This window comes from Clostridium sp. CM037 (assembly GCF_055081095.1).
Window position 1 is genome coordinate 1,558,929 of record NZ_CM143650.1, and the last position, 23,418, is coordinate 1,582,346.

23 protein-coding genes are annotated in these 23,418 nt (G+C 31.8%); 22 read left to right on the forward strand and 1 reads right to left on the reverse strand.

The window, feature by feature from the left end; genetic code table 11:
• Nucleotides 1–6: 6 nt before the first annotated feature.
• From ACWJKP_RS07435 to holA, 9 genes are all read left to right on the forward strand, one after another.
• Complete coding sequence (locus ACWJKP_RS07435) at nt 7–1,764, forward strand: V-type ATP synthase subunit A (RefSeq protein ID WP_165413717.1); 1,758 nt, start codon at nt 7–9, stop codon at nt 1,762–1,764.
• Nucleotides 1,765–1,806: 42 nt separating this feature from the next.
• Nucleotides 1,807–3,189, forward strand: coding sequence for a V-type ATP synthase subunit B (locus ACWJKP_RS07440; protein WP_165413718.1), 1,383 nt, complete (start codon nt 1,807–1,809; stop codon nt 3,187–3,189).
• A 1-nt stretch (nt 3,190) separates the two neighbouring features.
• A complete protein-coding gene (locus ACWJKP_RS07445; RefSeq protein WP_165413719.1) occupies nt 3,191–3,811 on the forward strand; it encodes a V-type ATP synthase subunit D in 621 nt (206 codons plus the stop codon).
• Nucleotides 3,812–4,065: 254 nt separating this feature from the next.
• A complete protein-coding gene (locus ACWJKP_RS07450; protein WP_165413720.1) occupies nt 4,066–4,248 on the forward strand; it encodes a hypothetical protein in 183 nt (60 codons plus the stop codon).
• A 188-nt stretch (nt 4,249–4,436) separates the two neighbouring features.
• Nucleotides 4,437–4,601 (forward strand): zinc-ribbon domain-containing protein, encoded by a 165-nt coding sequence (locus tag ACWJKP_RS07455; protein WP_165413721.1) that lies wholly within the window; start codon nt 4,437–4,439, stop codon nt 4,599–4,601.
• 153 nt (nt 4,602–4,754) lie between these two features.
• Nucleotides 4,755–5,300: an MORN repeat-containing protein gene (locus tag ACWJKP_RS07460; protein WP_165413722.1), complete on the forward strand. Its 546-nt coding sequence runs from the start codon at nt 4,755–4,757 to the stop codon at nt 5,298–5,300.
• A 199-nt stretch (nt 5,301–5,499) separates the two neighbouring features.
• Nucleotides 5,500–5,646, forward strand: a complete 147-nt coding sequence (locus tag ACWJKP_RS07465; RefSeq protein ID WP_165413723.1) for a hypothetical protein — start codon at nt 5,500–5,502, stop codon at nt 5,644–5,646.
• A 314-nt stretch (nt 5,647–5,960) separates the two neighbouring features.
• Entirely contained in the window at nt 5,961–7,748 is a 1,788-nt protein-coding gene (locus ACWJKP_RS07470) for a ComEC/Rec2 family competence protein (RefSeq protein ID WP_462961475.1), read from the forward strand.
• The gene (holA, locus tag ACWJKP_RS07475) at nt 7,745–8,779 is read left to right on the forward strand and encodes a DNA polymerase III subunit delta (RefSeq protein WP_165413725.1); all 1,035 of its coding nucleotides are present in this window, start codon (nt 7,745–7,747) and stop codon (nt 8,777–8,779) included. Before ACWJKP_RS07470 ends, holA begins: the two co-directional genes overlap by 4 nt.
• A gap of 122 nt (nt 8,780–8,901) precedes the next feature.
• Here holA and rpsT read toward each other — a convergent pair whose 3' ends face one another.
• Nucleotides 8,902–9,174: a 30S ribosomal protein S20 gene (rpsT, locus tag ACWJKP_RS07480; protein ID WP_165413726.1), complete on the reverse strand. Its 273-nt coding sequence runs from the start codon at nt 9,172–9,174 to the stop codon at nt 8,902–8,904.
• A gap of 251 nt (nt 9,175–9,425) precedes the next feature.
• On the opposite strand from rpsT, the gene gpr reads away from it, so the two are divergent.
• The 13 genes from gpr to rpsU all read left to right on the forward strand — a co-directional run bounded on the left by gpr (nt 9,426) and on the right by rpsU (nt 23,220).
• Complete coding sequence (gene gpr / locus ACWJKP_RS07485; RefSeq protein ID WP_165413727.1) at nt 9,426–10,400, forward strand: GPR endopeptidase; 975 nt, start codon at nt 9,426–9,428, stop codon at nt 10,398–10,400.
• 52 nt (nt 10,401–10,452) lie between these two features.
• The gene (locus ACWJKP_RS07490) at nt 10,453–11,601 is read left to right on the forward strand and encodes a stage II sporulation protein P (protein WP_224578996.1); all 1,149 of its coding nucleotides are present in this window, start codon (nt 10,453–10,455) and stop codon (nt 11,599–11,601) included.
• A 92-nt stretch (nt 11,602–11,693) separates the two neighbouring features.
• Nucleotides 11,694–11,951, forward strand: a complete 258-nt coding sequence (locus tag ACWJKP_RS07495; protein WP_462961476.1) for a hypothetical protein — start codon at nt 11,694–11,696, stop codon at nt 11,949–11,951.
• Between the two features lie 173 nt (nt 11,952–12,124).
• Complete coding sequence (gene lepA / locus ACWJKP_RS07500) at nt 12,125–13,930, forward strand: translation elongation factor 4 (RefSeq protein ID WP_165413729.1); 1,806 nt, start codon at nt 12,125–12,127, stop codon at nt 13,928–13,930.
• A 21-nt stretch (nt 13,931–13,951) separates the two neighbouring features.
• Nucleotides 13,952–15,073: a radical SAM family heme chaperone HemW gene (gene hemW, locus ACWJKP_RS07505; protein WP_165413730.1), complete on the forward strand. Its 1,122-nt coding sequence runs from the start codon at nt 13,952–13,954 to the stop codon at nt 15,071–15,073.
• Nucleotides 15,074–15,288: 215 nt separating this feature from the next.
• The gene (gene hrcA / locus ACWJKP_RS07510) at nt 15,289–16,335 is read left to right on the forward strand and encodes a heat-inducible transcriptional repressor HrcA (protein WP_165413731.1); all 1,047 of its coding nucleotides are present in this window, start codon (nt 15,289–15,291) and stop codon (nt 16,333–16,335) included.
• A 50-nt stretch (nt 16,336–16,385) separates the two neighbouring features.
• Nucleotides 16,386–17,051: a nucleotide exchange factor GrpE gene (grpE, locus tag ACWJKP_RS07515; RefSeq protein ID WP_224578995.1), complete on the forward strand. Its 666-nt coding sequence runs from the start codon at nt 16,386–16,388 to the stop codon at nt 17,049–17,051.
• Between the two features lie 121 nt (nt 17,052–17,172).
• Nucleotides 17,173–19,029: a molecular chaperone DnaK gene (gene dnaK, locus ACWJKP_RS07520; RefSeq protein ID WP_165413732.1), complete on the forward strand. Its 1,857-nt coding sequence runs from the start codon at nt 17,173–17,175 to the stop codon at nt 19,027–19,029.
• A gap of 345 nt (nt 19,030–19,374) precedes the next feature.
• Entirely contained in the window at nt 19,375–20,499 is a 1,125-nt protein-coding gene (gene dnaJ, locus ACWJKP_RS07525; protein WP_165413733.1) for a molecular chaperone DnaJ, read from the forward strand.
• 57 nt (nt 20,500–20,556) lie between these two features.
• Complete coding sequence (gene prmA / locus ACWJKP_RS07530; protein ID WP_165413734.1) at nt 20,557–21,492, forward strand: 50S ribosomal protein L11 methyltransferase; 936 nt, start codon at nt 20,557–20,559, stop codon at nt 21,490–21,492.
• Nucleotides 21,493–21,561: 69 nt separating this feature from the next.
• Nucleotides 21,562–22,314, forward strand: coding sequence for a 16S rRNA (uracil(1498)-N(3))-methyltransferase (locus tag ACWJKP_RS07535; RefSeq protein WP_165413735.1), 753 nt, complete (start codon nt 21,562–21,564; stop codon nt 22,312–22,314).
• 170 nt (nt 22,315–22,484) lie between these two features.
• Nucleotides 22,485–22,835, forward strand: coding sequence for a histidine triad nucleotide-binding protein (locus ACWJKP_RS07540; RefSeq protein ID WP_224578993.1), 351 nt, complete (start codon nt 22,485–22,487; stop codon nt 22,833–22,835).
• 208 nt (nt 22,836–23,043) lie between these two features.
• Nucleotides 23,044–23,220, forward strand: coding sequence for a 30S ribosomal protein S21 (gene rpsU / locus ACWJKP_RS07545; protein WP_165413737.1), 177 nt, complete (start codon nt 23,044–23,046; stop codon nt 23,218–23,220).
• Nucleotides 23,221–23,418: the final 198 nt, after the last annotated feature.

Below are 23,418 nucleotides of genomic sequence, written 5' to 3' on the forward strand. Positions count from 1 at the left end.
AATAACATGGAAGGAAACATAATCGGAGTAAATGGTCCAGTTATAAAAGCTGAACACATGAAGGGCTTCAAAATGAGAGAAATGGTTATGGTGGGCGCGAGGAAGCTCATAGGTGAAATAATAATAATAGAAGAAGACTTTGCAACTATTCAGGTTTATGAAGAAACTAGCGGGCTTAAGATAGGTGAACCTGTAATTTCTACTGGGAGTCCTCTTTCTCTTAAATTAGGGCCAGGAATACTCGGAAATATATTTGATGGAATTGAGAGGCCACTAGAAAAGATAAATGAAATGTCTTATGGATTTTTACCAGAGGGTATAGGTCTCATTTCTCTTGATGAAGAAAAACTTTGGGATGTAGACATTATCGTAAAGCTTGGAGATGAATTGAAAGAAGGACAAATATACGCAAATGTTCAAGAAACTGCATCCATTATGCATAAGATAATGGTTCCGCCAGGGGTTTTTGGAACTGTAACCTGGGCATGCGAAAATGGAAAATACAATATAGAAACCACAGTGGCTAAATTAAAGCAAGGCGCGGAAAATTATGAACTTAAACTTTATCAATATTGGCCTTGCAGAACGCCAAGACCGGTAAAAGATAAAAAAACTATTTTTAAACCACTTATCACGGGCCAAAGAATAATAGATATATTCTTCCCTTTGGCTAAAGGAGGAACTTGCGCTATCCCTGGGGGGTTCGGTACTGGAAAGACTATAACCCAACATCAGCTTGCAAAGTGGTCTGATGCAGATATTATAGTATACATTGGTTGCGGAGAAAGAGGAAATGAAATGACAGAAGTTCTAGAAGAGTTCCCGAAACTTATAGATCCTAGAACGGATTTACCACTTATGAATAGGACAGTGCTTATAGCTAATACATCAAACATGCCCGTAGCTGCAAGAGAAGCAAGTATTTATACAGGAATAACTATAGCGGAATATTTTAGGGATATGGGATATCACGTTGCTATAATGGCGGATTCTACTTCGAGATGGGCAGAAGCCTTACGTGAAATATCTGGAAGACTTGAAGAGATGCCCGCTGAGGAAGGTTATCCAGCCTATCTCCCATCAAGAATTGCAGAGTTTTATGAAAGAGCGGGTTATGTAGAAAACTTAAATAATACAGAGGGTTCTGTTACTGTAATTGGGGCAGTGTCGCCTGCGGGAGGAGACTTCTCAGAACCTGTTACTCAAAATACTAAAAGATTCGTTTCTGTTTTTTTAGGACTTGATAAAAAATTAGCTTATGCAAGGCACTATCCAGCAATAAACTGGTTAGCTAGTTATAGTGGCTATTTATCACTTTTAAAGGAATGGTATGAGGAAAACGTGGCGGGAGACGTAATGGACTTAAGAGCAAAGATGCTTAAACTTTTATATGAAGAAAATAAGCTTCTGGAGATAGTTAAATTGGTAGGTGAAGATGTGCTGCCGGACGCGCAAAGGTTAATTATAGAGGTTTCCAAATGCCTTAAAATATCATTTTTGCAACAAAATGCCTATAATACTGTAGATACTTATGCACCTTTAAACAAACAATATAAGATGCTTAAAGCTATAGAATCGTTTTATGATAATGCAAGCAGGGCTGTGAAATTTGGAATACCAATTTCTGTTATAATAAACAAAGAATTAATGGAAAAGCTTTATAAAATGAAATACAATGTACCCAATGATGAACTTTCGATAATAGATGATTTAGAAAGTGAATTAGTAAATTATTTCGATGGAATTATAGAAAAATATAGATAATGATTATTATCTACATTATAGAGACTAGCAGGGAGGTCCAATATGAAAAAAGAATATTTAATGTTAAATAAAATTCAAGGGCCTTTAATTATACTTTCCAGTGTTGAAGATGTAGCATATGATGAAATCGTTGATATAGTGGTGGATGGAAAGTATAACAAAAAAGGAAAGGTTGTTCAAATTTATAAAGACAAGGCTATAATACAAGTTTTTGAAACAACAACTGGTATGTCTGTCAACAATACATCAGTTCATTTTAGAGGGGAATCTTTTAAAATAGCTCTTACAAAGGATATATTGGGAAGAGAATTTAACGGGATAGGCGATCCTAGAGATAATGGTGGCGAAGTTTATTCTTCAAAAAAATACGATATAAATGGAAGGCCTATGAATCCTGTAGCTAGAAAATACCCTAGAAACTATATACAAACAGGAATATCATCTATAGACTGTCTTGCTACATTAATAAGAGGGCAAAAGCTTCCTATATTTTCTGGAAATGGTATGGCGCATAATGAACTGGCAGCACAAATTGTAAGGCAAGCAAAAATTTCTGATGAGGTTGATGAAAAATTTTGTATAGTGTTTGGAGCTATGGGCATAAAGTATGATGATTCTAACTTCTTTAAGAAAAGTTTTGAAGAAGCGGGGGTGCTTGAAAAGGTGGTTATGTTTACGAATCTAGCAGACGATCCTATTGTTGAGAGAATAATAACTCCAAGATGTGCATTGACTGCTGCAGAATACTTAGCATTTGAAGAGGACATGCATGTACTTGTAATACTTACAGATATGACTAATTATTGTGAAGCGTTAAGAGAACTTTCTTCCTTAAAAGAAGAAGTTCCAAGTAGAAAAGGTTATCCAGGATATTTATATTCGGATCTAGCGTCACTGTATGAGAGGGCTGGAATGATGAAAGGGAGAAAGGGTAGTATAACACAAATACCTATATTAACTATGCCTAATGATGACATAACGCATCCAGTACCAGATCTTACAGGGTTCATAACCGAAGGGCAAATTGTTTTAAGTCGCGGAATAGAGCAAAGAGGCTTTTATCCGCCAGTAAACATCCTTCCTTCCCTGTCGAGACTTATGAAAGATGGCATTGGCGAAGGCTTTACAAGGGAAGATCATGGAGATGTATCAAATCAAATATTTGCAGCCTACTCTAGGGTTCAGGATGTAATAGCACTAGCTCAAGTTATAGGAGAAGATGAGCTTTCAGAAATAGATAAGATATATATGGATTTTGGTAGAGCATTTGAAGAAAAGTTTTTAAAACAGGAGTATGATGAAAATAGAGATATGACAGAAACTTTAGATTTAGCTTGGGAAGTTCTTAGCATATTGCCGAGTAATGAGTTGGATAGGGTTTCACCTAAGATTTTAGAAAAATATTACAAAATAGTGGTGGAGTAATATGGAAACATTTGCACCAACTAAATCTACATTAATGGCTGCTAAAAATTCCTTGGACTTTTCTGAAAAAGGCTTTGAACTATTAGATAAAAAGAGAAATGTACTTATAAGAGAAATGATGTCTTATGTATCTAAGGCGCGCGAACTTCAAGATGAGGTAAATATAACTTTTTCAAAGGCATATAAAGCGCTAGAATCTGCAAATATAAATTCAGGAATAATAGAAATAGAAGACGTAGCTATGACCATAGGCGAAGCTAAAGACTATAAAATTTTATTTAAAAGTGTTATGGGTGTAGAAGTTCCTAAAATTATTTTTGAAAGAAAAGAAATAGAACCAAAGTATGGATTTTATAGAAGCAGTGCGGCTATTGATGAGTCTATGAAAGAGTTTAATAACGTGAAATATTTAACCTATGAGCTGGCAGAAGTAGAAAATGCTGTCTACAGATTAGCCATGGAAATAAAAAAAACTCAAAAGAGAGCAAATGCACTTCAAAATATACAAATCCCTAAATTTAAGGAAATGGTCAAATTTGTTACAGAAGTTTTAGAAGAAAAAGAAAGAGAAGACTTTTTTAGACTTAAAGTAGTAAAAAAGAAACATAGAAAGGAGGATTAGATAATCTTCTGCGAAGGTGAATGTCGTTAGAAGTTGAATAATAATATTAATAAAAGAATATTCAAATTATTCAAAATGTGTTATAATGACATTAGAATAGGAGGATAAAAAAGAAAAATTATAACTAGATTTAAATTTTACGAACAAATGTTAATGTTAAGGAAGTTTTAAAAAAATTACTGTTTAGTTTCAAATAATATATGTGAAATATATAATTATGAACAAAATTTTAAATAAATAATAAGAGGTGGAGTATGGAAGAATATAGGGGTTACGTAATAGAAGTTGTAGAAAACAATGAGAAAGAATATCCATATAAAGCAATAGCAATAAAAGAAGAACAGGAAATAAAACATAAGGGGCATAGTAAACTGCAAGCTATCGATTTTGTTAAGGGAACAATTAATTTAACAATAGCTCGAAATGCTAGTCAATAAATATTTAGTATTTTAAAAAGTGTTAAAAAAACATTGCATATTAACAAAATATATGTTATTCTTAATGAGTTGGGATTGCAAAATCAACAACAACAAGATATTTGATATGATTAAAACATTACCTTTTTAGGCATATAAAGTAAATCAGATCTTAAATCTTAATATAATTAAAAAGGAGAAATGTTTAAATGGCTGATAAGACTATAGTATGTAAAGATTGTTCACAAGAATTCGTATTCACTGAGGGTGAACAGGAATTTTATAAAGAAAAAGGATTCGAAAATGAACCACAAAGATGTCCTGATTGTAGAAGAGCTAAAAAACAACAAAACAATAGAGGATTTCAAAGATAATATTATCTAAGAAAAATTACCTATAGGAATTAATTCCTATAGGTTTTGTTTTGTAGAAAATTATTGCATAATTTTAAAAAGAATATGGTATAGTATATAGAAGATAATGCATATGCATTATTATAAGTACATAAGTAAAGGAGCGATTTGAATATGAAAAACATAAAATTAAGTAAAGCTAATTTAAATAAAATTAGAATAAATAATGTTATAATTGCAAAAACACAACATATTCATGGGGGAACCTATGAAGGAGGAAGAGTTGATGGTAAGAAACATGGCGAAGGCACTTTTAGTTATAGCGATGGAAGTAAATATGTAGGCCTTTGGAAAAATGATCAAATGCATGGCCAAGGTACACTGGCTTTTTCAGGTGGAGAAAAATATATAGGAGAGTGGAGTAATGATGAAAAACATGGATATGGAATATATACATGGCCTGATGGTGAAAAATACATAGGATTTTGGGAAAATGGTGAAAAATGTGGTCAAGGTATTTGTACATGGCCAGATGGAGACACATATGTAGGTGACTTAAAGAATGGACTTAGGCATGGAGAAGGAATTCATACTTGGGCCCAGGGAGAAAAATATATAGGGCAGTGGCAAAATGATGAAAGAGAAGGGCAAGGAATGTATATTTATTCAGATGGAGAAATTCAAATTGGAGAGTCTAAAAATAACAAATTAATAAGGTGAAGTAATTGTTGAAATAACAGATGAAAAATTCTGTTATTTTTTTATCGTTAATGACATTTCAGCTTCGAAGATGATTTAAGTGGAACCTTTTTGTAATAAGCATAATATTATATAACAACAAAAGAAGCATTAATGGTAGGAACTTAGGAAAAATGACTTTAAACAAAAATATTTGCCTTCGGAGAGGGGGGGAATATATATGTGTTGTTGGTGGATAATATTATTATTACTAGCTGATGATTGTGGCAGGAATGATTGTGACAGAGATGATTGTTGTTGCAATACTGTTGTAATAAATTGCAATAAGAGACATCATAGAAGAAACCGTAATAGATGCGATTTCTAAAATTGTTATAAGGGTTTTGAATGTTAGTATAAAAAAACTAAATTAAGCATTTAAAATTAAGGAGACTTTAGATATTTATTCTAAAGTCTTCTATTTACTATTAAAAAGTATATTTATACTATACTAATCTATTCAAATAAATAAGAACAAGCTGATTAGTATGAATATTTATTGGACAAAATAAAGGTTATGGAGGTGTGAAAATGCTTGAAAGTATATTTTTAATAATGCTTAGATTATAAGGAAACAAAAAAATATGGAACAAATTTATATGTTCTTTTTAATAGATAAATTTTCAAGTAGAATAGTTTATTATGGTTAGACCTTTAGTGTATTATGCAATAACAATATTGATGGGATGCCTTACTTGTTTGATTTTAATAAATAATCCTATTTTAGGTGCAGTTATAGCTGCATCCTTTTTAGCTATAATGTTTTTTACTATATATAAAAAGTTTTTTTATATAGTAGTTTGCTTTTTTATTATTGGAACTATAAATTATTATTCTTATTTTAATACTAATCTACCAAGTAAGCAAAAGTTAAAAGTGAGGATTTCAGAAAAAAGTACATATTATTGCACTGCAAAATATGATAATAAGAAAATTGTTTTGGAAGGCGATATCTTTGAGTTAACGCAGGGAAGAAGTTTTTGGATAAATGGTAATTTTCGAAAATTGGCAGTGTATGAAAGAGGCATCGTTGGAACATATACAGTTAAAAATTATAAGATTTGTAATGAAGATTTAATATCGAAAATTGAAAGTTTTAGAAGAGGCTTATATGAAAAATTTTCAGAAGTATTAGGAAAAGAAAAATCTGCTTTAGTTATGGCAGTATGTTTTGGAGACAGTGGGTACATAGAAAAAACGCAAAAAGAAGATTTTAAAAAATTAGGTATCAGTCATGTTATAAGTGTATCAGGACTACACATGTCAATAGTATATAAGGCTTTAGAAATTATTATGGGTTATAAAATAGCTTTATTATTTTCTTTTGGATATATGATATTTACGGGAGGTCAAGCATCTACAATAAGAGCATTTATAATGATTTTTATATTGAAAATATCAAGTATGGTTTATAAAAAATATGATAGCTTATCTTCTCTTAGCCTAGCGGCAATTATACTATTAATAATTAGACCTTTTTATATTCTTGATATAGGCTTTATGCTCTCATTCCTTTGTGTTCTGGGAATTATAGTATATAATAAGAAAATGAAAAAGGTGCTATACAAATTACCATCTGCTTTAAACGAATCTTTTAGTTTAAGTCTAAGTTCCCAAATATTTTCTATGCCTTATGCAATTGGAGCCCTTAAAACTTTTAGTTTAGGATTCCTTTTTAGTAACTTATTGTTATTGCCATTCTATACGATAGTTGTGGTACTGGGGAATATGGGTTTAGTACTTAGCCCCATTTATCAATTGTTCAATTTAGTAAACTACGGACTATATACTGTTTTAATGATTATAGAATTTATTCAAAAAATGCTAGGTATATTATTACCAGAAATAATTTACTTCTCTTATATAGAGAGTTTAGTTGTATTTGGACTATATCTGTGCTATGTTGGAATTAAAAAAGGTTATGGGCAATTTAAGTATGTTCCAATTTGCATTGTTTTTATTTTTGCTTTTCAAAATTATAAGGTTTTTCCTGAGATTAGCTATATAAATATAAATAAGAATGATATAGTTTTATTACAATATAAAAAAACTACAATTGCGGTGACTACAGGCAATATTAATGTGAAGGATTTAAAAGTGCCTGTGAAGGTAGATAAAGTTTTTAAGGGTTACACGGGAGATTCAACTATCAGACTTTCACAGAGGTATGCAATTAGGCTAATTGGTAATGGTAATAAATTAGAAGCACAAGTGTGTTTTGTGAAAAACACAAATATAGAACCCGATAGGGCGGTATTTAATGATAATGCATCATCTAATAATATCGGTGAAGAAATTATACCATTTAAATGTATTGTAAAGCTAAAAAAGGATGAAACATACACATTGCCAGGTACAATAATAAATAAATATGTAATTATAGGAAACAGAACATTAAAATTTTCACAGGGGTTGGAGGAAATATTTTGATTAACTTTACAGAACTTGAGAAAAAAATCAAGAAACATGAACTAGATAATTGTTATATATTTTGCGGAGCGGATGAAAAACTAATAAAAAATCATGTTGATTTTATAACCGATAATGTATTAAGTAAGGATTTCATGGATTTGAATTACTCGAAATTTGATGGTAGCAAAATTGATTTTGAGACAATTATTGATGCTTGTGAAACCATGCCGTTTATGAGTGATAAAAAGGTTGTGGTTGTATACAGGGCTTCATTTTTAGATGATAGTGGTGGAAGTAAAAATTCGGGAGATATAAAAAGCAAAAATTTCGCTATACTAGGCGAATATTTGAAAAACCCTTCACCACATTGCATTTTAGTCATATATTATGTGTTTTTAAGTGACAGAGAAAAACCAAGCAATAAAATAAAAAAACTAGATAAAAAATCATGTGTCATAAAAGTTGATAAATTAAGGGGGGAATCGCTTCAAAAAAAGTGCAAGAATTTATTTGAAAACGCTGGAACGAAAATTGGGAGATCAGAACTTACTTTATTCTGTGGCCAGGTAGACAATAACATGGATATAATATTAAATGAAATAGAGAAATTAGTTTCATTTACGCAGGGAAGAGAAATTACTAAAGAAGATATTTTGGAGATGATGCCTCAAAAGAGTGAAAATGATATTTTTAATTTAGTTGATTATTTGTCTCAGAAAAATATTAAGAAAGCTCTAGACGTTTTAAATGAACTTATATACAAAGGAGAGAAGATACCACTTATCTTATTTATGCTAGGACGACAATTCAATCTTTTATTTAATCTTAAATTAGGCATTGATAGCGGGAAAACAAAAGAAATTTTGGCGAGTGAATTAAAGCTTCATCCGTATATTTGTGAGAAAATGATCTCGCAGTGTATGAAGTTTACAATAAAGGCACTAAAGAGAAATATTGAACTATGTGTCGATACAGAAAAAATCTTAAAAAGTGCGTCTACTGACGATAAGCTAAATATTGAAATTTTTATGATAAAAACTGTTATGTAACATTACAGCTTCGTATATGACGATTTAATATCATTTCTAAGACTGTCTACCTTTGAATTATTATTCTTTTAAATATCTTATACAAAAAAAACAAATAACCGGTGTAAATCACCGGTTATTTATTATGCTGTTAAACTTAAAGCATTTAACTTAGCTGCTAGTCTAGATTTTCTTCTTGCCGCTTTGTTTATGTGAAGTATTCCTTTTGTTACAGCCATATCTAAAGCTTTAACCACGCTTGCATATGTAACTTTAGCTTCTTCAACATTGCCAGTAACGACAGCTGTCTCAAATTTCTTTACCTTAGTTTTTAAAGCAGATTTAATCATTGTGTTTCTTTGTGTTTTAACTGCAGTAACTCTAATTCTTTTTTTTGCTGATTGAATATTTGCCATTTAATTTCACCACCCTCGTATTTAATAACATGTCAGCAGTCTTGGGTAAAACTGCGTACGAATCTTTTTAATTATTCAACTGATATTATAGCATTAAAATTAAATCACTTCAAGTGAAATTTAATCTATATATATAATTTTTAATATAAGGCACATTTTAAATAAGTGAAAAGGCTAAAAAAATATTTTTGAAGGGATAGGAAAGGGCTATTAGGAAAAGCTAATATTAAAAATATAGTTGAGGTGAAATTATGATAAGTGTAAGAACAGATTTAGCTGTTGAAGCTAAAGAAATATACAAGGCAGAAAACAATGGTGAGATGCCAGGTGTTGATGTAGAAGAGTATAACAAGGGTGATATTAAAATTACTAATGTGAAAATAGTAAGTGATATTGGGGAAGAAATGATGGGAAAACCAAAAGGTACATATATAACTATTGATATTCCAGAATTTGTTCACTATGATGGTGATGCTATGGACAGAGTAAGCATTGTAATGGGAGAGGTGCTCGCTCCGCTAATAAAATTAGAGGATAGTATGACAGCACTCGTGGTTGGACTAGGTAATTGGAATGTTACGCCTGATGCTGTAGGACCAAAAGTTGTTTCGAAAATAATGGTGACTAGGCATTTAAAACAATTAGTACCCGACTCTATAGATGAAGGGATAAGACCAGTATGTGCCATATCCCCTGGAGTACTAGGAATAACCGGTATGGAAACTGGTGAAATTATCCGGGGCATAGTGGAGAAAATCAAACCTAATTTAGTTATTTGCATTGATGCATTGGCTTCTAGAAAAATGGATAGGGTGAATAGAACTATACAAATAGGGACTACTGGTATTTCTCCAGGAGCTGGAATTGGGAATCGGAGGATGGAAATAAGTGAAAAAACCTTAGGAGTGCCAGTTATTGCTATTGGGATTCCAACAGTAGTTGATGCGGCAACACTAGCGAATGATACCATTGATTTAGTACTTGATGAAATGATTAAATCGTCAAATGAAGGCAAAGAATTTTACAATATGCTTAAGTCAATTGATAAGGTAGAAAAGCAAAAGATGATTGCTGAAATATTAAATCCATATGTTGGTAACCTTGTAGTTACACCAAAAGAAATTGATATGGTTATAAATTCAGTTTCTAAAATTATTGCAAATGGTATTAATATAGCGCTACAACCAGCATTAGACTTAGAGGACATAAATAAGTATTTGAACTAGTAATAACTTGATATATTCCCTCATATATATTGTATAAGCGGGGGGGATAAAGATGAGTTACAAAGGTATAGAAATTAAAGGTAAATATAAGAATATGCTAAGTAAAAAAATGAATTTTTCAAAATATGCTATTAAAAAAAATAGTAATGTGAGGATATTTTTTTGTGTTTTCATATTACTCATTATTTTTTTATTAAGCCTCATTTTACCTAAAAGTGCTAAGGCGGACAATGAAGGAAAATATAGAAATTACTTTTATGTTAATGTTATTAATAATTCATTAGCAGTAATTAAGTCCTCAAACACAGAGCAGCAGTATACTAACAGTGAAAATAGCATGAAACTTTCAGCATTATCATTTTTAGGAGTAGATATTTTAAATCCTATATCTATAATAGTGAAAGAAATTGCATTTTTGGATAATAATGACGCTAGCGCTGATGTAAGCAATTCAAAATTTAGTCCTAATCCCTTTAAATTAGAAGATAAACAGGTAAGTAAGTCGGAAGCGGAAGCTAAAGATTCTAATCTGGTAGCGCCCCTTGATAATCCTGCTTTGAAAAAGGCTTTAAATAATGCAAAGCCTAGAGTGCTAATATATCATTCTCATACCTGTGAAGCTTATCGCACATCAGATAATGATAAATCTAATATTGAAAATAGTATGGATCAAACAAGAAATGTTTGTGCTGTAGGTGATGTAATAAAAGATGAACTAGAAAAAAAATATGGAATTGCAGTTATACATGATAAAACTGTGCATGATAAAGGAGATTATAATAGTTCATACAAAAAATCTGGAGTTACTTTAGACAGATATTTAAAGGAATATGAAAAATTCGATTTAATTATAGATTTACATAGAGATAGTGTACAGAATAAGGGTGCAGTAACTACTAAAATAAATGGGCAAAATGTAGCTAAGTTTATGTTCGTAGTGACAGATGGAAACCCTAGATACGCAAAACAAAAGAAATTAATAAATTCCATGATAGGAATATCAAATAAATTATACCCAAATCTTATAAAAGGTGACCCAATTTTTACTTATCATCGTGGAATTAGGTTTTATAGTCAAGATAAAAGTGATAATGCTTTGCTAATTGAAGTAGGCGCAGATAGGAATACTGTCCAAGAGGTAAAAAATACTGGTAAGTATTTATCAAGAATCATTGCAGAGCAATTAAATGGAAAAAAGTGAATAATTTATTTTAAAAAGTGCATCCTTACTAGGGAGATGATAATAATTAGTAATTGTTATCTGTTTAGGGCAATTGTAAGGAGGCACTTTTTATGCTTAAAAAGGGTAGAATTAAATATTTTCTTGTGATTTTTATTTGTTTTTCTATTTTAATTTATGGATTCATCAAAGTTAATATTAATAAGACAGAACTTGCGAGAAATAAGTCGAAATTTACAATAGACTTAAAATTAAAACCTGTCGATTTTAGAATAGAGACTAAGGACTATGGTTTTTATGTGAATAATAAAATATTTGATAAGATGAAAAAAAAATTCATTAGTACATATAATGGTATTTTTTCAAAATAATATAAAAACGCATATATTAAGCGAAATAAGTATAATCATAATACGCTTACAAAACTAGAGATATTTATGATATAATTTAATTTATAAAAACTAATATGCTTTAGGATAAAGTATGTTTATGTTAAACTAAAGCAAATGATTTGATTCATATAGAATAACGGGGGTACAAATTAATGCAGAGTAATAGACAAAAATACATAAGAAACTTTTCGATAGTTGCACATATTGACCACGGCAAGTCTACTCTTGCAGATCGATTATTAGAAAAGACAGGTACTTTAACTAAAAGGGAAATGGAAGAACAAGTACTTGATAATATGGACCTTGAAAGAGAAAGAGGTATTACTATTAAATCTCAACCAGCAAGGCTCGTTTACAAAAGTGAGAATGGAGAAGAATACATATTCAATCTTATAGATACTCCAGGACATGTAGATTTTAACTATGAGGTTTCAAGGAGCTTAGCTGCTTGTGAAGGTGCAGTGCTTGTAGTAGATGCATCACAAGGGATTCAAGCTCAGACTTTAGCAAACTGCTACCTTGCTCTGGACAACAACCTTGACATTGCACCAGTTATTAACAAGATAGATCTTCCTAGTGCAAGGCCAAGCGAGATAATTCAGGAAATTGAGGACGTAATAGGCATTGAAGCTCAGGATGCTCCGCTAATCTCGGCGAAAACAGGGCTTAATATAGAAGATGTTCTAGAAGCTGTAGTAAAAAAGATTTCGCCTCCTAGTGGAGATGAAGAAGCACCACTCAAAGCTTTAATTTTTGATTCTTCATATGATAGTTATAAAGGTGTTGTATGTTATGTAAGAATCAAAGATGGAATTATTAAAACAGGAACAAAGATTAAACTAATGAATACTAATAAGATATATGATGTAGTAGAAGTTGGAGTATTTGTTCCGAATTATCTTCCAGTATCGCAGCTAAGGGCTGGGGATGTTGGATACATAACAGCATCTATAAAAAATGTTAGGGATGCACGAGTTGGAGATACAATAACAGAAGCAGCAAGGCCGGCGTCTAAGCCACTTAAGGGATATAAACCAGCAGTGCCTATGGTGTTTAGTGGTATTTATCCGGTAGATGGTGCTAGATATGGAGAATTAAAAGAGGCACTAGAAAGGCTTCAGTTAAATGATGCAGCGTTAGGGTTTGAACCAGAGACATCTATTGCTTTAGGTTTTGGATTTAGATGTGGATTCTTAGGCCTTCTTCATATGGAGATAATACAAGAAAGAATAGAAAGAGAATTTAATTTAGAAATCATTACGACAGCTCCATCAGTTATATATAAAGTAATGAAAACTAATGGAGAATTAATAGAAATAACAAATCCTACAAATCTTCCAGAACCAACAGAAATTAGTTATATGGAAGAGCCAGTAGTTAAGGCGTCTATCATAACACCATCAGAATATTTAGGATCGGTTATGGAGTTATGTCAAGAAAAAAGAGGCGTATATATTGATATGAAATATATAGAAACCACTAGAGTAGTGCTCAATTATGACATGCCTCTTAATGAAATAGTATACGACTTTTTCGATGCTTTAAAATCAAGAACAAAAGGATATGCATCTTTTGATTATGAATTTAAGAATTATACCACGACCCAGCTCGTAAAACTAGATATTTTACTTAAAGGGGATAAAGTAGATGCGCTGTCTATGATTGTTCCGGAGGAAAGAGCTTACCATAGAGGAAGAATTATGGCTGAAAAACTGAAAGAGCTTATACCAAGACAAATGTTTGAAATACCAATACAAGCATCTATAAACTCAAAGGTAATCGCAAGAGAAACTGTAAAGGCACTTAGAAAAGATGTTTTAGCTAAATGCTATGGTGGAGATATTTCAAGAAAGAAAAAATTATTGTCGAAACAAAAAGAAGGTAAAAAGAGAATGAGACAAGTGGGAAGCGTAGAGGTTCCACAAGAAGCATTTATGGCTATACTTAAAGTAGATTAGGAATAAAGTGAGGCTTAAACTATGAAGAATGTTGCGTTGTATATACATATTCCTTTTTGCAAGCAGAAGTGTTTATATTGTGATTTTCCGTCATTTGCAGGTATTGAGGAGTGTATGCTTGATTATGCCGCAGCTCTAGCAAAAGAAATAAATAGTATAAGAGATAAAAAAATAAAAACTATATTTATAGGTGGGGGAACTCCCACCTATTTATCTTTAGCGGGCTGGGAAATAATAGGGAAAAGTATTGATAGATTGGATATGTGTGACGATTTAGAGTTTACAGTGGAAGGAAACCCCGGAACATTTACAGGGGAAATATTAAACTTTTTAAAAAAAATAGGAGTAAATAGGATCAGCATTGGACTTCAAGCCTTTCAAGATACTTTGCTTAAAAAGCTGGGTAGAATCCATACTATTGAAGATTTTAAACAAAGCTTTCAAATGGCTAGAAATCTAGGTTTTGATAATATCAATGTAGATTTAATGTTTGGACTTCCGTCTCAAACGCTTAAGCAGTGGATAGAGACTTTAGAGAATGTAACTAACCTTAATCCAGAACACTTATCTTGCTATAGTCTAATAGTGGAAGAGGGAACGGCTTTTTATAAAGGACTTGAAGAAGGCACATTAAAGCTTCCGGATGAGGAAATAGAACGAACTATGTACGCACAGACAATAGAATATTTAAGAGAAAAAGGGTATATACAATATGAAATTTCAAATTTTGCAAAAATCAATAAGTCATGTAGACACAATTTAGTATATTGGGAAATGGGCGAATATATAGGATGCGGCGCTTCCTCTCATTCATATAGGGATGGGTTTAGGTATAGAAATGAAGAAAATATAGAAAAATATATTAAGAAAATAAATGTTGATTGTTGTGCAATAGTGGAAAAAATAAAGAATTCATTTAAAGATGATATGGAAGAGTTTATGTTTATGGGTCTTAGAAAGAATGTAGGCATAAGCAAAAGTGAATTTAGGAAAAGATTTGACAAAGATATAGATAGTGTTTATAGGGAAGTAATAAATAAATATGTAAGTAATGGATTCATGGAGGAAAATGATAACAATATTTTTTTAACTTATGAAGGTATTGAAATATCGAATGTGATTATGGCAGAATTTCTTCTATAAATACATTGCCATAAATTTCTGTCTAAAGATATTAATATTATATCACCACGAAAATTAAAGGAAAGCGTAGTATGCTTAATTTAAACCGATATAATCAACATATAGTGGCTGAATTAAAAAATTAAGGTTATTGACAAATACATTAGCAAATGATATTTTTAATACATACTCGTTAGCACTCAACTGTAGTGAGTGCTAATAAAAGAGGTGATATTATGGAAATGGATGAAAGAAAAATTAAAATACTTCAGGCTATAATTACAGATTATATAAATAATGGTGAGCCTGTTGGATCCAGAACCATAGCTAAAAAGTACGATTTAGGTATTAGTCCAGCTACTATAAGAAATGAAATGTCAGACCTCGAAGAGCTGGGATATATAGAACAGTTGCATACATCATCTGGTAGAAAACCATCAGATAAGGGTTATAGATTATATGTTGATAGACTTATGGAACTTACGAAATTATCCAATGAGGAAGAATATATGATCAAAAATCACCTTATTAATGCTGCTTTATATGAGGTTGATAAAATTGTTAAGCAAGCAACACAAATGCTTTCTCTTCTTACAAATCTTACATCTATAGTTAAGGCACCATCTGTTCAAAAGAGCTGTATAAAATATATTCAACTAATGAATCTAGATGCTGAGAGTATTTTGTTTGTAATTATTACAGACAGTGGTATCATCAAAAATAATGTTATTAAGATTAGAAAACCTATTGGTAGTGATAGCATTGCAAAACTTAACAATATGCTTAATTTTAGATTGAGAAAGCTTACAATTGAGCAAATAAATTTAGAAGTTATTAATAATTTAAAAAGAGATTTAGCATTTTATCAAGAAATTTTTGATGGAATTATTCCAGCTCTATATGATAGTTTGTCTGGTGTTGAGACTTCGGAAGTATATATTCAGGGTGCTGCAAATATATTTAACTACCCGGAATATAACAATATTACTAAAGCTCGTGAGTTCTTAGTTTTAGTAGACAATAAAGAGAGTATAAATAGTTTACTAGGAGTAGGGGACATTACAGGTAATATTACAATTAAAATTGGTGGAGAAAATTTTGTTGAATGTGCTCGCGAATGCAGCATTATAACAGCTGTTTATAGCGCGTCCGGAATACCGCTCGGATCTATTGGCGTTATAGGACCAACAAGAATACCTTATGGAAAAGTTATATCTGTACTAACTGGGATAGTTAAAGAATTAAATGATAATATAGCTCAAATTTATGATGACCATAGATAAATTTTAAAATTAAAAGATTTACTTTGAGCCAGAAATGGAGGGATGATTTAGTGAATACAAATAATCAGGAAATTTTAAAAGAAGATTTAAAAGAAGAAAACACATCAATACCTAATAATGGGGCTTCAAGCTCAGTTGATGAAGCTGGCGAAAGTCAAAGCACTATGGAAGAGACAGAGGGTTCTATAGAGGAAACTGCAGAAGAAGCTGAAATAGTAGAAGAAGTTGAAGAACTTTTAGAAAGTGAAAAACATATGAAAAAAAATAAGAAAAAATTAGAAGAAGAAAACATTAAATTACAGAGTGAGCTAGATGATTTTAAAGATAAATATTTAAGGACATCTGCTGAATATGAGAACTTTAGAAAAAGAACAGTAAAAGAGAAACATGGTATATACACAGATGCTTGCGCCGATGTTTTAAAAGAGGTTTTGCCAGTACTTGATAACTTAGAAAGAGCACTTTCTGTTGAAGGAACTGGGGAAGATCTAAGAGTCGGTGTGGAGATGACGGTAAGACAATTTAATGATGCCTTTACTAAATTAGGGGTAGAAGAATTAGTCTCAGAAGGTGAATTTGACCCAAATCTTCATAATGCAGTAATGCATGTTGAAGATGAACAATATGGAACTAATGAAATAGTAGAAGTATTCCAAAAAGGTTATAAAAAAGATAACAAGGTATTAAGGCATAGTATGGTTAAAGTTGCAAATTAAAGATTTGTATTATAAAAAAAATATTATAAAAAAATATTATAAAAAAATATTATAATAAAATATAAGAATTATAACAATTATAATTGTTATGGTCTAAAAGGAATATGAGGAGGAAATAATAATGGGAAAAATTATAGGAATAGATTTAGGTACAACAAACTCATGTGTAGCAGTTATGGAGGGTGGAGAACCCGTAGTAATTTCTAATTCAGAGGGTGCAAGAACTACACCATCTGTAGTTTCATTCCAAGCTAATGGAGAAAGATTAGTAGGTCAAGTAGCAAAGAGGCAAGCAATTACAAACCCAGACAAAACAATAATGTCAATTAAAAGAGAAATGGGTTCCAATCATAAAGTAGATATTGATGGAAAATCACATACACCACAAGAAATTTCGGCGTATATTTTACAAAAAATAAAAGCTGATGCTGAGGCTTATTTAGGAGAAACAGTTACAGAAGCTGTAATAACTGTACCTGCTTATTTCAATGATAGCCAAAGACAAGCAACAAAAGACGCAGGAAAAATAGCTGGACTTGAAGTTAAAAGAATAATAAATGAGCCAACAGCGGCAGCTCTAGCTTATGGTTTAGATAAAATGGATGTTAACCAAAAAATATTAGTATATGATTTAGGTGGCGGTACATTTGATGTATCTATATTAGAACTTGGTGATGGTTTATTCGAAGTAAAATCAACTAATGGTAACACTAAACTTGGTGGAGATGACTTTGACGAAAAGGTTATGAATCACATAGCCGACACTTTTAAAGCAGATAATGGAATAGATTTAAGAAATGATAAAATGGCACTTCAAAGATTAAAAGAAGCTGCTGAAAAAGCTAAAATTGAGTTATCATCATCAATGCAAACAAATGTTAATCTACCATTTATTACTGCAGATGCAACAGGTCCAAAGCATATAGATATAAATTTAACAAGAGCTAAATTTAATGAGTTAACTCACGATTTAGTAAATGCTACAATAGAACCAATGAAAAAAGCACTTGCAGATGCAGGGTTATCACTTAATGAAATAGATAAAATTGTACTTGTAGGTGGTTCAACAAGAACACCAGCAGTTCAAGAAGCAGTTAAAAACTTTACTGGAAAAGATCCTTCAAAGGGAGTAAATCCAGATGAATGTGTAGCACTCGGTGCAGCAGTTCAAGCGGGAGTATTAAGTGGGGAAGTTAAAGATGTTTTACTTCTTGACGTAACTCCATTAACACTAGGAATTGAAACTCTAGGTGGAATAGCTACTCCTTTAATTGAAAGAAATACTACAATCCCAGCTAAAAAGAGTCAAGTATTCTCAACAGCTGCAGATGGTCAAACATCAGTTGAAATTAACATTGTTCAAGGTGAGAGACAAATGGCTGCAGGTAACAAGACTTTAGGAAGAGTTACCCTTTCAGGAATTGCTGCAGCACCAAGAGGAATTCCACAAATAGAGGTTACTTTTGACATAGATGCTAACGGTATAGTCAATGTATCAGCTAAAGATAAAGGAACAGGAAAAGAAGCTAAGATAACAATTACAGCATCAACTAATTTAAGTGATGATGAAATTGATAAAGCAGTAAAAGAAGCAGAAAAATTTGCAGAAGAAGACAAAACTAGAAAAGAAGAAATTGAAGTTAAGAACAATGCAGAACAGTTAGTATACCAAACTGAAAAAAGCTTAACTGAGCTTGGAGAAAAAGTAACAGAAGATGATAAAAAAGATATTGATGCTAAATTAGAAGCTCTTAAAAAAGTTAAAGACGGAGAAGATATAGAAGCTATTAAGAAATCTACTGAAGAATTAACTGAGGCTTTCTATGCAGTAACTACAAAAATATATCAAGCAGAAGCTGAAAAAGAGCAAGGAGCAAACCCAGGCGAAACTAACGCAGATGGAAATGCTCATCAAGATGACAATGTAGTGGATGCTGACTTTAAAGTAGAAGAAGATGAAAAAAAAGAAGATAAATAATTAGTAAAATCAATTTAAAATAAGGGATGGGTAACTACCCTTCCCTTATTTTAATGACATTTCAGGAGGAAAGACTCCCACTTATATAAGTGGGAGTTAAATACCTTAACAAGAATAAAACTTCAGTGGGAGTAAAAATATCCCTATGAAGTCATTGATATGCAGCTCCGCAGGATATGATTTAATGTAAACAGCTCCGCAGGAGATGAGTTATGTAAAGAAATATTAGCAATATGCATAGAAAAACTATATAATAGTGATGGTTAAATTATTTTAAGGATTACTTTATATTAGAGATTAGTTTATAATATAGAAGTATATATATTTTAGGTGGTGAAAAGCTAGATGTCAAAAAAAGATTATTATGAAACTCTTGGCATAGAAAGAGGTGCCAGTGAGGAAGAAGTTAAGAAAGCTTTTAAAAAGGGTGCATTAAAGTATCATCCAGATAGAAATCCAGATAATAAAGCGGCGGAAGACAAATTCAAAGAAATGAATGAAGCGTACCAAGTTTTATCTGATTCAGAGAAAAGATCAAGATATGATCAATATGGTACAGCTGATGCAAATGGAGCAGGCTTTGAAGGTAGCTCTGATTTTTCAGGATTTGGTGGTTTTGGAGATATATTTGGCGACATATTTGGAGGTGGAGGATTCTCTTCAAGAAATCAGAATGGACCTAAAAAAGGTGCAGATTTAGAATATAATCTAAACCTGCATTTTGAAGAGGCCGTTTTTGGGGTAGAAAAAGAGATATCCATTACAAGAAATGAAAAATGTGGGGATTGCAGTGGTAGTGGTGCTAAAGCCGGTACTTCGCCTAAAACATGTGATAAATGTGGGGGAGCTGGGCAGATAAAAGTACAGAGAAACACTGCCTTTGGAAGTTTTGCTAGCATGAGCACTTGTGATAAGTGTGGTGGCAAGGGGCAAATGATTTCTGAGCCATGTAAAACTTGTCATGGTTCTGGGAAACAGAGAAAAAACAAAAAAATTAAAATTGATGTTCCAGGTGGAGTTGATACTGGAAATGTTATGCCTCTAAGAGGTCAAGGGGAACAGGGTGAAAAAGGTGGCCCATCAGGAGATTTGTATATAAATATTAGAGTAGCTCCTCATAAAAGTTTTAAGAGGAATGGAACTGATATTCATATAGAATCTCATATAAGCTTTGGGTATGCAGCTATGGGAACTGAGATTAAAGTGCCAACCGTTGATGGAGACGTTAAATACAAAGTTCCAGGAGGAACACAATCTGGGACTGTATTTAGACTTAAGGGTAAGGGAATACCTAGAGTAAACGGACATGGAAGAGGAGATCAATACGTAAAGGTTATTGTTGATATTCCAAAAGCGATGAATGATAAGCAAAAGGAAGCTTTAAAACTATTTATGGAAGCTAGTGGCGAGAATGTAGATTTTTTTGAAGAAAATAAAAAGTCTATTGTAGATAAAATATTTGGCAAATAATAATAAAAACTCCGTTTTGTAAAACGGAGTTTTTTATTATAAATAAGGAGATTAATAATGAATAAAGATTGGATTGAAGTAACTATAATAACAAGTAGTGAGGCTGTTGAAGCTGTATCTGCAATGTTATACAATACGGGAGTCGAAGGGGTCTCTATTTTAGATCCTTTAGATTTGATTTTTAGACGGGATCATACTACAGATTGGGACTATTTTGATGAAACTATTATAGATACAAAGAGTGGGGTTGTAATTAAGGGATACTATAAAAAGGATGAAAAATTTGAAAAGCACTTAGAAGATATTAAAGCAGGGGTAAATAATTTGCCAAAGTGTGGGTTAGACAAAGGTGCTGGATCTGTAACGGCAGATAAAGTAAATGAAGAAGACTGGGAAAATAACTGGAAAAAGTATTATAAACCAATAAAGGTAGGGGAAAAGATAGTTATAAAGCCTATATGGGAAGAATACAATAAAAATACCGATGAAATAATTGTGGAACTAGATCCAGGTATGGCTTTTGGAACTGGATCTCATGAGACTACTAGAATGTGTATAAAGGCACTTGAGAGGCACGTGGACGCTAACTCAACAGTTTTTGATATAGGAACAGGTTCTGGGATATTAGCTATTGCTGCGGCTAAGCTTGGGGCTAAGAAAGTCATAGGAGTTGATTTAGATCCAGTAGCAGTAGACTCTGCAAAACAAAACGTTAGCTACAATGATATAGGTAACATTGAAATATTATACGGAGACTTAATGGAAGTTGTTAAAGGAAAAGCGAATATAGTTATAGCTAATATAATGGCTGATATAATTATATTTTTGACGCAGCAAGTTAAGGCGTTTATAGTAGAAGGTGGATATTTTATATCTTCAGGGATAATTTTAAGTAAAAAAGATGATGTAATAAATAAGTTAACTGAGTGTGGCTTTAAAATTGAAGAAATAAATATAGAGGGTGAATGGGTTTGCATAGTCGCAAAGTTATAGCAAAATAAGGTGCATGAAAATAGAACAGTGTATTTATTTGAATGTACCAAGGCTTAAGGAGAATAAATAATGCATAAATTTTTTGTATCAAAAAATAGTATAGATGGAAACAATGCTGTTATTGATGGTGAGGATGTAAAACATATATATAAGGTATTAAGGCTTCAAATCGGGGATAAGGTAAGTGTTAATAACTGTGAAGGTAAAGAATATGTAGGTGAAATAACCTTTATAGATAAAAAGGCAGTAAATATAAATTTATTAGAAGAAAATTCTATAAATAATGAAAGTCCTATTGAAGTATACTTATTTCAAGGTATGCCTAAATCAACAAAAATGGATTTAATAGTTCAAAAAAATACGGAACTTGGGGTTAAGGCAATAACACCTATAATTACAGAGAGAGTAGTAGTTAAAACTGATCTTAAGGAGTTCAAAAAGGTGGATAGATGGAATAGGATAGCACTTGAAGCCTGCAAGCAGTGCAAGAGAAGTCTGGTGCCTCAAATTAATGTTCCTATAGAGTTTGACAACTTGTTACAAGAACTAAAGTACATGGATTTAGTAGTGGTTCCCTATGAAAATGAAGAAGGTTATGGTATAAAAAAATTAGTAGAAAATATAGAGAAGATACATATTAATAAAGTTGCTATTGTAATAGGGCCAGAGGGTGGATTTGAAGAAAGTGAAATATTAAAACTTAAAGAAATAGGAGCAAGGATCGTTACTTTGGGACCGAGAATACTTAGAACTGAGACTGCAGGCTTTACATGTTTAAGCCTTATAATGTATGAACTGGGAGACTTGGGAGGGAAGGTGTAATGAAAGTTAAATCGCTGCCTTAGGATGTACGGTAAATTAGTATTAATCAGAAGCAATGATAGGAAGTGCAAGAATTATAAAATTTTTGAGCAATAAATATATGTAGCAGGAGAAAAAAAAAATATGTTGAATACTATAATATAACTAAGGTTATGCAAGGAGGTGATTATGTGGAAGAGGAAGATTGTATTTTTTGTAAAATAGTAAAAAAGCAAATCCCTTGTGAAATGGTTTATGAAGATGAAAAAGTTATAGGATTTAAGGACATAAGCCCTGAGGCACCAGTACATGTTATAATTATTCCAAAGCAGCATATTGCTGACTTAAATTGCTTAAAACAAGAGGAATCAGAAGTAATAGGTCATATATTTATTGTCGCAAAGAAAATTGTAAAAATTCTAGGAATTGCTGATAGTGGATATAGAATTATAACTAATTGTGGAGAACAAGGGGGACAAACCGTTCAACATATACATTTTCATCTGTTGGGTGGAAGAGTGCTTAAGTGGCCACCTGGTTAGCATATAAGGTTTATTCAAACAAATAATGAGGCGGTATTCTAATTTACTTTACAAAATGTTGAATTTTTAAAAGTATTTTATATATAACAAAACAGCAATGAAAATGTTGACATAATGTAAAAGTGTGTTGTATAATAAAAAATGTGCTATTTAGGCCCCGCATTAGCTGCTTTTAAATTGAATTGAGCTAGCGGAGGGAGGGATAATGATGTCAGAAATTAAGGTTGGAGCAGACGAGACAATTGAGAATGCTTTAAGAAGGTTTAAGAAGAAGTGCGCAAGAAGTGGAGTGCTCGGAGAAGTAAGAAAAAGAGAACACTATGAAAAACCAAGCGTTAAGAAAAAGTTGAAATCAGAAGCTGCAAGAAAGAGAAAATTTAAATAAAATTTTTAAAATGGAAACAGGCAATGTTAGAGTGCCTTCCTCAGCAGTTAACTAGATTAGAAATTATAGAGCTATTCAAAAAGGCAGTTGTGTAATTGGTGGATAATGGCATAAAATACATTGAAAAAATTATGTTTGCCTTATTGCTTAAAGTTATAAGCAATGCAGATGGTAAGCTTATTAGTGAAATAGTAAAAT